General features: G+C 72.3%; 10 protein-coding genes. All 10 read right to left on the reverse strand.

All coding sequences use genetic code 11. From position 1 onward, the window contains the following. Positions 1 to 216 precede the first annotated feature (216 nt). The 10 genes from NR072_RS08865 to NR072_RS08910 all read right to left on the reverse strand — a co-directional run bounded on the left by NR072_RS08865 (position 217) and on the right by NR072_RS08910 (position 12,120). Positions 217 to 846 carry a GNAT family N-acetyltransferase gene (locus NR072_RS08865; protein WP_256836905.1) on the reverse strand — a complete coding sequence of 210 codons (630 nt, stop codon included), beginning with the start codon at positions 844 to 846 and terminating at the stop codon, positions 217 to 219. Then, positions 843 to 3,422, reverse strand: coding sequence for a phosphotransferase (locus tag NR072_RS08870; RefSeq protein WP_049147086.1), 2,580 nt, complete (start codon positions 3,420 to 3,422; stop codon positions 843 to 845). Before NR072_RS08870 ends, NR072_RS08865 begins: the two co-directional genes overlap by 4 nt. Next, positions 3,419 to 5,056: a thiamine pyrophosphate-binding protein gene (locus NR072_RS08875; RefSeq protein WP_049147084.1), complete on the reverse strand. Its 1,638-nt coding sequence runs from the start codon at positions 5,054 to 5,056 to the stop codon at positions 3,419 to 3,421. Before NR072_RS08875 ends, NR072_RS08870 begins: the two co-directional genes overlap by 4 nt. After that, positions 5,053 to 5,505, reverse strand: coding sequence for a hypothetical protein (locus tag NR072_RS08880; protein ID WP_256836907.1), 453 nt, complete (start codon positions 5,503 to 5,505; stop codon positions 5,053 to 5,055). The genes NR072_RS08875 and NR072_RS08880 overlap by 4 nt, the downstream gene beginning before the upstream one ends. Then, positions 5,502 to 6,311, reverse strand: coding sequence for a beta-ketoacyl synthase (locus tag NR072_RS08885; protein WP_256836908.1), 810 nt, complete (start codon positions 6,309 to 6,311; stop codon positions 5,502 to 5,504). The genes NR072_RS08880 and NR072_RS08885 overlap by 4 nt, the downstream gene beginning before the upstream one ends. Further along, a complete protein-coding gene (locus tag NR072_RS08890; protein ID WP_256836910.1) occupies positions 6,308 to 8,983 on the reverse strand; it encodes an aldehyde dehydrogenase family protein in 2,676 nt (891 codons plus the stop codon). The genes NR072_RS08885 and NR072_RS08890 overlap by 4 nt, the downstream gene beginning before the upstream one ends. A gap of 32 nt (positions 8,984 to 9,015) precedes the next feature. Further along, a complete protein-coding gene (locus NR072_RS08895) occupies positions 9,016 to 9,807 on the reverse strand; it encodes a GAP family protein (RefSeq protein ID WP_049147075.1) in 792 nt (263 codons plus the stop codon). A gap of 94 nt (positions 9,808 to 9,901) precedes the next feature. Beyond that, positions 9,902 to 10,579 (reverse strand): response regulator transcription factor, encoded by a 678-nt coding sequence (locus NR072_RS08900; protein WP_049147073.1) that lies wholly within the window; start codon positions 10,577 to 10,579, stop codon positions 9,902 to 9,904. Between the two features lie 66 nt (positions 10,580 to 10,645). Beyond that, positions 10,646 to 11,896 (reverse strand): sensor histidine kinase, encoded by a 1,251-nt coding sequence (locus NR072_RS08905; protein ID WP_049147071.1) that lies wholly within the window; start codon positions 11,894 to 11,896, stop codon positions 10,646 to 10,648. Positions 11,897 to 11,934: 38 nt separating this feature from the next. Further along, a complete protein-coding gene (locus NR072_RS08910; protein WP_098093749.1) occupies positions 11,935 to 12,120 on the reverse strand; it encodes a hypothetical protein in 186 nt (61 codons plus the stop codon). Positions 12,121 to 12,299: the final 179 nt, after the last annotated feature.

Here is a 12,299-nt window from a genome sequence, read left to right on the forward strand (position 1 = left end):
CTGATCGCCGGCCACCTCGACCACCTCGATCTCGTCGATGAACTCGATGTTCATGCCCCCCTCCTTTCTTTCTCATCGCTCCTAATAGACGTTCTCTGCGCAGATCGTTGAGGTTGACCTCTCCGTCTGAACACTTTCATCATGTCGCGCTTTCCGGGGCCTCACCATCTACTTTGGTGCATATCCGAGATGATCTATGGGGCAGTTCGGACGCACTCAGGCGGCCGTCTCGGCCCAGGCGGTGGACACGCGCGGCGAGGTCAGTACATGGGACAGCGTCCGGTGGGCGCGCTTGAGGTCCTCCTCGGAAACGCACCGTTCGCCGGGGAGCATGCGGCCGCTGGCCAGAAGTGCGCGGTATTCGGACTCGAGCATGCTGGCCACCACGACGGATTCGTAGCGCCCGTCCACGAAGACGACGTCCCGCAGAATCCCCTCCAAGGTGAGGAAACCGGCCCGGAGCATGCCCATGACGTGCCGGTTGTACGTGGCCGCGCGTAGCTCCACCCGATGCGCGCGCATCTGGTCGAACAGCAGTCCGATCCCCAGTTCCACGACCATGGCCCCGTATCCGGTGCCGACCCGGTTCGGCGGCACCACGATGCCGATGAAAAAGCTGCCGGTGCCGGGGGTCTCGACCCAGTTGAAGACGCCGACCAGGCCCTCGTCCGGCACCACGCCGACCCTCACCCCACGGTGGGCGGCGGGGTCCGGCCGCAAGGCCTCGGCCGTGATGCGGCCCTGCATGCCGTGGGCCAGCCGGCCGGCCTCCCCGTCGAACCAACTGAGGATCTCGGGGATGTCCGACTCCTCCAGCTCTCGCAGATACAGCGTGTCCTGGCTCATGATGCGATCTCCTCTTCGTTCTCGATGGTGATGTCGTGGGTATCTGCGACGACCGACAGCCGGGGGCCGGCCGACGTCGTCGCCGTGGTCAGCGAGTCCAGCCCCGGCAGCAGGGGCAGGGCCGGGTCCTGCAGACGCGCCAGGACCCGCACAGCACCGGCCAGGCCGGAGCCGAGGGAGTGGGAGAAGCGCAGGTGCAGGTGCCCGGGCAGGTGGGGCCGGCCGTCGGCGAGGACGATGTACCGGCGCAGCCCGGCCAGATTGGCGACCAGGAGCTCCTCCTCCCGCGCCGTCCGGTCCGGGCCGCGCTCGGCCAGGAAGGCCAGCGCCCCCGTCCTGCCCCGCCACAGGCCCTGGGTCGCCCAGAGGGCTGCCAGGCAGGTGCGGCCGCCGGCGGCGACGAGGCCCGCCAGCTTCGCGCTCGGTGCCAGCCGGTGCAGATGCATGGCCGCCAATGCGACTCCGAGGGACCCGTAGCCCAGATCGGGCTGGTGCTTGAGGTTGCCCCGGTCCAGCAGAACCGTGCCGTCGGCGCGAGGCACCAGCCGCTCCAGGTCCAGGCCCAGGGCGCCCCGTGCTCGATCGAGCCAGTGATCGTCCCCGGTGAGCCGGGCCAGCCGGGCACCCATCAGCGCCACACCGCTCGGCCCCTCCAGCAGACCCCGTCCGGCGCGGCCCGCCTCCGTCGCCCGCAGGGCCCGGTCGGTGAGGTCGAAGGCCTCCTCGAACCGGCCCGCAGACAGGGCCGCCCATGCCAGGCCCGCCGACCCGGACTCCAGACCCGGCGCGGTCACACCGGAGGCGTCCGCCCGGGCACGGTCGAGCACGGCGGCAGCCTCCTCCGACCGGCCGAGCTCACCCAGCACGAGTGCCACGCCGGCGCGGCCGGTGAACAGACCGGGCCGGGCCCGCGGCGAGCTGAGCGTGACCCGGGTCAGGCGGTCCAGGGCGGGGTCGACGTCGGCTCCAAGCCACGGGGTGGCCACCCACAGCAGCCCGGCCATGCCGCCGCCCAGGGACCACGGCACGTCCCCGGCATCGACGGGCGAGGGGCCGTCGTCGTCATACATCCAGGCCCGGACGGCGTCGGCGAGGGTGTGGCCGGCCCTGTCCAGGAGGTCGCGGTCGGGGCCCTGCGGGGCGGTGACGACGGCGCCCCATCGCTGCCGGGAGAACCCCGCGCAGGCGGTCGCCGTCAGCGCGGCGACGGTGTCCTGGGGCAGCAGGTGCCGCACGCTGTGGACCCGCTCAGCCAGGACGTCGTCGGAGAACTCCCAGAACGCGTTGTCCGGGCACAGGGCCCACAAGTGGATGAGGTCCACCCGCCGCATGTCGGCCTCTCGGGCGTCCATGGTGGGCAGGCGGAAACCGGGGGCGACGGTGAAGCGGTCGCCGGATGCGGCGGGGTCGTCCGAGGCCGTCTCGAAGTCGATGAGGCTGACCGAGTCGTCCTCGCCGATCAGAACGTTGCCCGGGTGCAGGTCGCCGAAGCTCCAGCCGCGTTCATGGAGCCGCCCGACGGTCTGCCGCAACGAGGCGATGATCCGGCACACGCGCGCGGCGTAGTCCGCCCATGCCTGCGAGCCGGCGTCGCCGCGCATCCCGGGGTGGTGCCGGGCCAGGAACTCCGTGGCCCGTGCGCCCTCGCGGTACTCCATGACGAGGTAGGCGCGGTCACTGAGATCGTGGTCGGCCACATGTTCCGGGACGCCAGGGACACCTGCCAGCGCGCGCAGGGCCCGGGACTCGTCGGCGAGGGAGGCGACGGCGTCGCGCCCGTCCAGGCCGAGTCCGGTGTGGCGGCGCCCCTCCTTGAGCACGACCCGCCGTCCCTGCGGGGTGAGCGCGTCGTACACGCCACCACCGTTGGACCGGTGCAGGGCACGGGTGACGGTGTACGGCAGGATCCGCTCACCGGCGGTCCGCTCATGCTCGGCGAGGGCATCGACGACGGTCTGCGGCATCGCCACACCGTCCGGGGCGGCGATCCGCCGGTTGCGGATGTCCGGGCGCAGCCGCCCGTTCGGGTCACGCACCGCCAGGACGTCGAGCCCGGAGGAGTCGACGATCCAGTGCTCCCGGAAGGCGCCGTACCGGGCCCCCATGGGGGTGCCGGGAATCGGCACGTCCGCCACCGGCACCGCCGCCGGGCGGTAGGCCAGCAACGGGGTGAGTCCACGGATGAGGGCGTCCGTCCGCTCTGCATCCCCCGGGTAGGCCGTGATGAACTTCCCGGAGCTGGACCGCGGCGCGTACTTGCGCTCCATCATGTGCAGGATGTTGCGGGCGGGCATGTACTTGAAGGGGATGCCGAGTTCCAGCAGCACCCGAGCGGCGAGGGTGAGGGTCTCGTCCGCGTCGTCCAGGCGGGCGGCCACATGGACCTTCCAGCCCGCCTCGGGCAGGGGTTCCGGGCCGCTGAGCACGGTCCACGGCGTGCGACCCGGATGGGACCGCGTCCACCCCGCGGGCAGGGGGTCCCTGTCGAAGCAGAACCGCTGCTCCTCCGCGGGCAGGAACCGTGCCTGCTCGAAGTAGCGCGACCCCGGCCGCAGGAAGACGTCGACGTCGTTCACAGTGCCTCCTGGGTCCGCAGCTGGGGGGCGATGTCCCAGTCGTCGACGGGCACCCACATCACGGTGGGCCGCCCCGCGAGGGCCCGTTCGACGGCCATGACCGTCGCCGGGCCGAGCAGTCGGACGTCGTCGGCGACGACGACCGCGTGCCCGGCCGTCCACCGCGGCAGGGCGGGGGTGGTCACGAAGCGCTGCGCGACCCCGGCCTCCTGCGCCTCGCGGTCCAGCCAGCCCATCCCGCCGTCGTCGAACACCACGTAGAGCAGCGGCAGGGGCTCGCCGAGCACCGCCTGCAGGTCCGGCAGGAGCGTGCTCATGGCCGTGTCCCCCGTGAGACACACCGTCAGCGGTGCCCCGGCCCGGGCGGCCCCGGCGGCCGCGGCCACGGAGCCGCCCAGCGTGGTCTGCTCGGACAGGGCCAGGGACGTGCCGCCCTGCGGCAGCTGCAGGTGCGGGAAGGAGTAGGACCAGATGTCGTGCAGACCGTTCTCATGCACCGTGACGGACCCTGCGGGCAGGGCCTCGGTCAGGTGCAGGAGCACCTGGGCGGCGCGCGAGTCCACCTCTCGCTGCAGGGCTTCGAAGGCCTTCGCCCGCGCCTGGCACAGCTGTTCCGCCCACGCGGCGGAGGCACCGCTGGCCGGCCGCAGCGCCGCCACCTCGGCGACGTCGGCCACCACGCCCAGGCCCGCCAGCCGAGGGACCAGGTGTTCGGAGGCGAGGTTCACCTGCAGCCACCGGGTCGACGCGCCGGTGGGCATGCCCGCCAGGGCGGTCTCCTCCAGACGGCTGCCCACGGCCAGCACCGTGTCCGCCTCGCGCACGGCCTCGGCGACCTCGGGCATCAAGTAGAGCCCGCTCAGGCCGAGGAAGGCGGGGTGGTCCTCGGGGAAGGAGCCCCGCCCGGAGGCGGTCACCAAGACGCCGGCGCCCAGGTCCGCGGCCAACCCGACCAGCGACGTCTGAGCGCAGGACCGCGCACCGGAGCCGAGCAGCAGCAGCGGGCGCTCGGCCTCCTGCAGTGCTGCCTGCAGGCCGGTCAGGTCCGTCCGCCGGAAGGCCGGGCGCTCGGCGGTGCCCGGTGTCGGATCGGGGTCGGGCAGCTCCACGTAGACGGGGCCGGCCGGGGCCGTCTGTGCGAGCTCCACGGCCGCGGCCACCACGCGTCCGGCCTCTGCGGGGTCCTCCACGCGCAGCGCACGCTTGGTCACAGGTGTGACCATCTCGAGGGTCGGCGCGTCCTGGAAGGCCCCGGTCCCCCGCAGTCGAGTGGCGGTGCCGGCGGCGAGCACCACCAGCGGGCGCCCGGCCTCCCAGATCTCGAGCAGACCCGGCACGGCGGCCGCGACCGCGGGGCCGCGGCCGATCACGCAGGCCCCCACCCCTCCGGCGACGGCCGCATGACCGGCGGCCATGTGCATGGCCGAGGCCTGACGCACCGTCCGGTGCAGCCGCAATCCGGCCGTCTCGAGGGCCGCCATGGCCCGCATGTCGTCGTCGGGAAGCCCGTAGACGTCCGTGACGCCTGCCCGGGCGAGGGCTGTGACGGCCGCCGACCAGCCGCCGTCGGACGAGGCGGGTGCGCCGACGTCCACGTTCGTCACCTCGTGGCGGGGCATCGTCGTCGTGGTCATGCCGCACGCTCCAGGATCACGCTCGCGTTGTGACCGCCGAAGCCGAAGGAGTTGGACAAGGCCGCGGTGAGCTGCGCCGGGCGGGAACGGTGCGGGACCAGGTCGAACTCCGGGAACTCGGGGTCGCCCAGGTTGATGGTGGGCGGGACCACCCCGTCCCGCATCGCCTGGACGCAGAACATGGCCTCCACCACCCCGGCGGCGCCGATCATGTGGCCGGTCATCGACTTCGTCGAGCTGATCGGGACGCGGCGGGCGTGCTCGCCGAGTACGTGGTCCAGGGCGGCCAGTTCCGTGCGGTCGTTGTACTCGGTGCTCGTGCCGTGGGCGTTGACGTAGTCCACAGCCTCCGGCGCCAGGCCGGCGTCGGCCAGGGCGAGGGCCATGGCCCGGCGGGCGCCGGCACCGTCCGGGTGCGGGGCGGTGGCGTGGTGCGCGTCGGAGGTCACCCGTAGCCGGAGAGCACGGTCGAGGCGTCCGCCCCGCGAGCGCGGGCGCTCTCCTCCGATTCCAGGAGGATCGCCGCGCCGCCGGCGGCCATCACGAAGCCCGCGCGGTCCCGGTCGAACGGACGGGATGCACGCTGCGGATCGTCGTTGAACGTGCTGGCCAGGGCCCGCATGTTGGCGGTGGAGGCCATGTCCTGGGGGGTGACGGCGTTCTCGGAACCGACCACCAGCACGGCGTCCGCGTACCCGTGACGGATCAGCCGCAGTCCCTCCCCGAGGCCCACGGTGCCGCTGGCGCACGCCGCCGACACACCCTGGTTGGCGCCCCGCGTGCCCCACTCGACGCTGAGGTACGAGCTCACGGCGTCCGTGGCGCCGAAGATGGACAGGTAGGGGGAGACTGCCCGGTGGCCCCGGGAGTCCAGGGTCCGCGTGCCGTCATGCAGCACCTCTGTGGGGCCGTAGCCGGTGGCGGAGAGGATCACGAACCGGTCCAGCTCGACCGGCCACTGCTCCCCCGGGGTCAGGCCCGCGGAGGTTACGGCCTCCCGCGCGGCGAGCAGCCCGTACAGGCAGGAGCGACTCAGCCGCTTGCGTTCGGTGTGGGTCACGAGGGCGTCCACCTGGTCGTCGTCGACGAGCCCGCCGATCCGCACCGTGTGGTCCGCGAACTCGTCCGGCAGTGCGCGGATGCCGCTGCGGCCGGCACGGACGGCCTCCCATGTCTGCTCGGCGCCGAGCGCCAGCGGGGTCACGGCGCCCAGGCCGGTCACGACGGCCCGATGTTCTCTGCGGTGCGGACTCATGCCTGCTCTCCTGCCTTCAGCGACGCGCCGTAGCGGACGGCGGCCTGGGTGATGTTGATCGGTCCGAGGATCCGGCGACCCCCGTGATGGATGAACCCGGACTCGACGCCGTAGCCGCCGAAGGGTTCGAACGGGGGGATGGCCGTCACGAGCGACTGCCCCCACGCGGTGATCCCGATGTGCGTCATGGCCCGCGCGAAGGATTCCGTGCCGCCGTAGATCGCGGTGCCGAAACCGTTCTCCCGATAGTGCTCGCTGCGCAGCAGCGCCTGGGCCTCGTCCTCGTCCGCGAAGGTGGCGGTGGACAGGATCGGGGAGAAGTGCTCCTGCGGGCAGCGGCGGGCCTCGCCGGAGACCCTCACGACGGCCGGGTCAAAGGTCCGATGCTCGAAGCGCATCGCACCGCCGCTGACCAGCCCTCTCGCGTTGGCGGTGAGGTAGGCGACCGCGTTCAGCAGGTCCGAATCCTTGGCCAGCGGAGCAAGTCGGCCGCCGTTGGTCTCCACGTACTCCGCGGCGTCCCGGGACAGCAGCGCCTCGAGTCGGTCGGCGACGTCCTCGTGGACGAGGACGATGTCCGGGGCCAGGCAGTCCTGCCCGCCGTTGTACAGCCTGGAGTACACGATCTCCTGACTGGCCCGCTCCAGGTCCGCGTCCGGGAAGACGACGACGGGGTTCACGCCGCGGCCGAAGTACAGCAGCACGTGCCGGCCGGTGAGGCGGGAGAGCACGTCCTCGGCGTTCGCGCGGTGCCCGGTGAACAGGACGATCGAGGGTTCGGCGGCCACACGCCGGACGAAATCCTGCTGGGCCTCCCGGTGGAAGGACAGCGGGGACGGGCAGACGTCCCGCAGCAGCTCCACGATCCGCTCGACCACGGCCTCCGTGCCGGTGGCCGGCCGCACCCGGATGCGGCGGGCCCACAGCGAGGGCACGAGGCAGTAGAGGGCGATGGACTCCAGGATCGCGTTGCGGGCCATGAACACGTCCACCGGGACGCTCTCCGGGGTGGAGTAGAGGTTCAGCTCCCCCTCGGCCATGTCCAGCACGTTGAGCATGGCGCGGAAGTCGTGCTGCGCGGTGGGAAGGTCGCTCATCTCCTCGATCAGCCCCATGAGCACCTGTCGGTGCGCCAGCACCGTCGAGCGCAGCCGACCCAGGGCGCTGAGCCGATCTCGCCGCAGCCGGCCCCGGCCGTTCTGCAGTCCGGCGGCCAGCCCCTGCAGACGCCGGCGGCTCACCTTGCCGCTCTCGTCCACGGGCAGGGCTCCCATCACCTGCACGACGTCGGGCCGCAGGCTCTCGTCCAGCAGCGGCAGGATCCGGGACCGCCAGTGGTCTTGGCTGCGGTGCAGGGGATCGTGGACCATGAGCCAGATGCGGGTGCTGGTGGCCCCGGCCGCGGCCACAACGTAGGCCTCGATGCCGGCTCGGGCCAGCGTCGCCTCGATCCACGCGAACGGGATGACCGTGCCGTTGCGCAGGGCCATGCCCTGGCGCCCGGCCACCACGACGCCGCCGGCGTCGCTGTGGCCCACGTCCCCGGTATCGAACCACAGGGCCTCGCCGGTGATCGGCCTCCCGTCGGTGCGTCCCACCAGGATGCGGCCGGGGACACCGTCGACCACGGGGACGCCGTCGTCGTCCACGACGGAGATCTGGAAGGTGTCCAGGGGCCGCAGGATGCGTTGGACGGGCAGCGGATCGGCGGTGGCGCCGGGTACGGCGGGCTCGCCGAAGGCGACGTTCCCGAGCTGGGTCAGGCCGTAGCCATCCACGAGGCCCCGGCCAGTCTCTTCGTGGAAGTCCCGCAGAAGCAGCTCGGAGACACCCTCGCCTCCCACGCCGAACAGTCGCACGCCCTGCACGGCGGTGGCCGAACCCGGGCGGCGGCGCAGCTCCTCCACCATGGCCCGGTACACCAGGGGAGGCGCGTCCATGGCGGTGACGCCACAGCGCTGGGCCATCCGCAGGGCCTCGCCCACCCGGTGTCGGCGGCTCGTGGCCAGGCCGGCGCCGAGCACCCAGGCGATGAGGATGACGCTGGAGCCGTACTGGCCGGAGAAGGGCAGCAGGGGAAGGAGGACGTCCTGGGCCGAGTAGTCCAGGGCCCGCGCCGTGGCCAGGGCGTTCTCGACCAGCTCCGGGCCGGTCTTCCGCACCAGCGTGGGCACCCCGGTGGTGGTGCCGGAACTGAACACGCCGAGTGCCCGGGGGTTCGCGAACCACGCCGCCCAGTCGGCACGGGAGTGCGGTGGCGCGGTGAGCCGGCCGCGTTCGATCGCGGTCAGCACGGGGCGCAGGTCCAGCGTGGGCGGATGGTCGTCCTGGGCCGGGCCGGTCTGGCGCAGCACCACAGCCGTCTCGGCGGGGACGCGGGTGGCCGGCTCGTCGAAGGCCCGGCCGAGCCGGTCCGTGAGCACCACGGAGCAGTCCATGCCGGCCAGGGCGAGCAGCCCGAGGACGGTCCGGCCCGAGTCATCGGACTCCAGGACGACGGTGCTTCCGGGGACGACGCCGCGCGCGGCCAGGTCGTCGATCACGTGGCCGACGGCGGTCTGGATCCCGACGGCGTCGAGGCGGGTCCCCTGCCAGGCGAGGGATCCCAGTCTCAGGGCGGCGGCGGGACCCGTGGCCAGATCGGGGGTGGAGGGCGGGGTGGTCAGGGTCATGGGAGGTTCTCCAAACGCGGTGCTGGGGCAGGTCAGACGAGGCCGGGGATGGGGAAGTGCGCCTGCGGGGCGGAGAAGACCTCCCCGAGGAAGCGGACGTTGTGGACCATCAGCACGACGCCGAGGATGCCGATCAGCCACGCCGTGGCGGAGGCACCCTGGGCGATGAACCACCGGTCGAGCCTGCGGAGCAGGGGGGTGATCGCATCGCGCAGCAGCATCCGCAGGACGACGAGTGCCAGCGCCGGGGCCACCATCACGAGGCAGTACGCACCGAGCACGGCGAACTGGACCGGCGTCGAGAGCGGCGAGCCGCTGAGGATGCCCACAGCGCCGAGGTAGGGGACCATCGTCACCAGTTCCAGGGCGCCGGCCACGAGAGCCAGGCCCACCAGGGACGATCCGGAGCCGCGAGTCCCGGAGGCATCCGGGATGGCGAGGGCGCGTTCACGCCAACGGGAGAGCCTCCCGGCCGCGCGTGAGGCGTTCCGGCGCCCCCGGTCTCCGCCGGGGTCCAGCACGAAGCTGAGCACCAGCAGGACGGCGCCGACCGCGAACAGGCCGACCCGGAAGACCGGGGACTCGGTGTCGACCAGGCCCGTCGCGCTCACCGCGGAGGCGGCGAGCAGCAGGACAGCGCCCACGGCCGCGTAGAACGCAGCGAGCGTGCCGAGATAGAGCAGGACACGGCGGGCGCGGAGCCGACCCGGAGCGGCCAGCAGCCACACCGGCACGGCGAGGGCGCCGAGACTGAGGGCGTCGACCAGGGCGAGCGCTGTCAGGACGGGGGCAAGGCTGAGAAGGGTGCCGATCTCCGCTGTCATGCCGCCCAGTCTTCCGAGCGACCCCTGGCCGGTCAGCGGTCAAAAGTACAGGTGGCCGATGCCCAATCGTCGACGACGGGCCACGCCCTGTGGGTCAATCCCGCCGAGATCGCGGCAGCGGGATCAGTCCGCGCTCCAGGGCCGTGATGAGGATCTGCACCCGGTCGCGCACCCCGAGCTTCGCCATGACCTTGACGAAGCGGGCCTTCACCGTGGACTCGGTGATGTACAGGGCCGCAGCGATCTCCTTGTTGCTCATCCCCTTCGCCAGCAGGCCGATGACCTCGAGCTCCCGCTCGGTGAGCACGTCCATCAGCTCCTCGTCCACCACCGGGGTGGCCGGCACCGAATCGGCGACGCCGCTGACCACGAACCGGGTCACCTGGGGTGAGAGCACGGCGTCGCCGGCGGCGACGGAACGCACCGCGGCCACCATCTCCTCCGGGCGAGAGTCCTTGACGAGGTAGCCGGAGGCGCCCGCGCGCAGCAGCGGCACCACGTAGCGATCGGTGGAGAAGGTGCTCAGGCCGAGGATTCCGATCTCGGGGCTCTCCTCATGGATCAGGCGGGCCGCCTCGACGCCGTCCATCGTGGGCATCTGCATGTCCAGCAGCACGACGTCGGGCCGCAGTGCGCGGGTCTGGAGGACGGCCGCACGGCCGTCGGCGGCCTCCCCCACGATCTCGATGTCCGGGTCGATGGACATGTAGTCGCGCAGCGTCTGGCGGGTGAGTCCCTCGTCGTCGACCAGCAACAAGCGGATCTCGGTCATCTCGGTCCTCCTCTACGGCGGCCGATGCGCCGGTCGCCGCGCAGCCACCCTAGTGGGTGGCCAGACTCAGCGGACGAACGGGATCCGAATACGGGTCACCCAGTCGTGATCGGCGGTGATCCCCATGGAGATGGTCCCCTCGAAGACCTCGACGCGCGTCTTGAGCGCCTCGACGCCTGTGCCGGAGGACATGACCGGGTCCGCCGTGCCCACGCGGTTGCGGGCACGCAGGGTCACCTCGCCGTCGCCCACCTGGAGGCTCAGGTCGACGGGTGCGGACGGGTCCCCGTGCTTGAGGATGTTCGTGCCCAGCTCCCGGACGATCCGTCGCAGAGACTGACGGATCACCGTGGGGATGGCGGCCGGGTCGCCGGAGAGACGGAGGGAGACCTCCATGCCGGCGCCGCGCAACGCAGCGGCGACCTTCTCCAGGGTCGTGACGAGCCCCTCGGCGGAGACGGTGGCCGCGTCCTCGCCGCCGCTCATGACGTCGAGCACGGCGTCCCGATCCCGGGCGTGGGTGGAGGCCTCCGGGTCATCTGGGCGGCGCAGCAGCGTCAGCATGCGCCGCAGGTCCTCGAGGGTGGACTGGCCGGCCTCGCCGATCATCTCCAGGATCTCGAGGCGCTTGTCGTCGTCCACGAACCGGGCGCGACGGGCCTGCATGACGATGGCCGTGATGTCGTGGGCCACGATGTCGTGCAGCTCGTGGGCGATCGCCGTGCGTTCCTCGGCGCGGACCTCCTCCTGGACGCGTTGCAGGGCCTCGACGCGTTCCGAGGCCCGCACCCAGCGTTCGCGGTACCGCGAGAGCAGCAGACCCAGCACCCCGGCCAGGACCACGGCGGTCACCAGCACGACGACGGCCGACAAGCGGCCCGTCGATGTGGCGCCGTGCGCCCACACGTACAGGGAGAACAGCGCCCAGAACACGCCCCATTCACGCGCCGTCAGGGCAAAGGTGAGCACACCGTTGAGCACGACGCCCACGAAGGCGACCCCCACCAGCTGGGAGAGCGAGCCGGGCAGGACCACGAGGCTCGCCGCGGCCAACAGCACCCAGATGAGTGCGGAGGCGCGCACGCTGAGGGCGAGGGCCAGCACCGGGAGATAGACGCCGCCGGCGACCGCGGCGTGGAGGAGGTCGGTCTCGCCTTCGTAGAAGGTCCGATCGGCGAGGGTGAAGGCGACGGCCAGGACCGCCACGGCCACTCTCACGAGCGCTCCGCCGGGCACGACGGGGTGGAGGAGCCAGTCGACGACGCGCGGACCGGCACCGACGCGTGCGGTCTCCGCCGTTCGTCTGCTGTCCGCCACACCCGGAGTCTAACGGCGGTGCCGCAGGCGACCCCGCGTCAGCACGGGAGCAGCTGGCAGAAGAAGTCACGCACGAACAGCGACTCGACCTCCTGCCCCTTGGACGTGCCTGCCCCGGGGACGACCAGGGGGTTCGACGGCGCGGCGGTGGCGGCCCCGGCGGGCTGCACCAGGAGGGAGGAGGCGACGGCGGCGGCGGCGAGGAGGGCGGAGAGATTCTTCATGGGAGGCGTCCTCTCGGAGGGCGGGAGGCCGGCTGCCTCCTGCTGACGTCTCCATCCTCGGAGCCCAATGCCCGCCGGGCGTTAGACAGAAGTACGAACTCGCGACGAACGTTAGGGCAGACCGGCCGCGGGGAAGCCCACCTGGTCGAGGAGGGACTTCAGGGGCGGCTCCTGCCCCT

This window comes from Micrococcus sp. Mcc89, from assembly GCF_024519795.1.
GTDB lineage: Bacteria > Actinomycetota > Actinomycetes > Actinomycetales > Micrococcaceae > Micrococcus > Micrococcus luteus.

What these genes read in the sequence shown, in the direction of transcription:
- NR072_RS08895 (WP_049147075.1), bottom strand. Translation starts at nt 9,807, where the DNA reads ATGACAGCGGAGATCGGCACCCTTCTCAGCCTTGCCCCCGTCCTGACA.
- NR072_RS08865 (WP_256836905.1), bottom strand. Translation starts at nt 846, where the DNA reads ATGAGCCAGGACACGCTGTATCTGCGAGAGCTGGAGGAGTCGGACATC.
- NR072_RS08885 (WP_256836908.1), bottom strand. Translation starts at nt 6,311, where the DNA reads ATGAGTCCGCACCGCAGAGAACATCGGGCCGTCGTGACCGGCCTGGGC.
- NR072_RS08875 (WP_049147084.1), bottom strand. Translation starts at nt 5,056, where the DNA reads ATGACCACGACGACGATGCCCCGCCACGAGGTGACGAACGTGGACGTC.
- NR072_RS08890 (WP_256836910.1), bottom strand. Translation starts at nt 8,983, where the DNA reads ATGACCCTGACCACCCCGCCCTCCACCCCCGATCTGGCCACGGGTCCC.
- NR072_RS08900 (WP_049147073.1), bottom strand. Translation starts at nt 10,579, where the DNA reads ATGACCGAGATCCGCTTGTTGCTGGTCGACGACGAGGGACTCACCCGC.
- NR072_RS08910 (WP_098093749.1), bottom strand. Translation starts at nt 12,120, where the DNA reads ATGAAGAATCTCTCCGCCCTCCTCGCCGCCGCCGCCGTCGCCTCCTCC.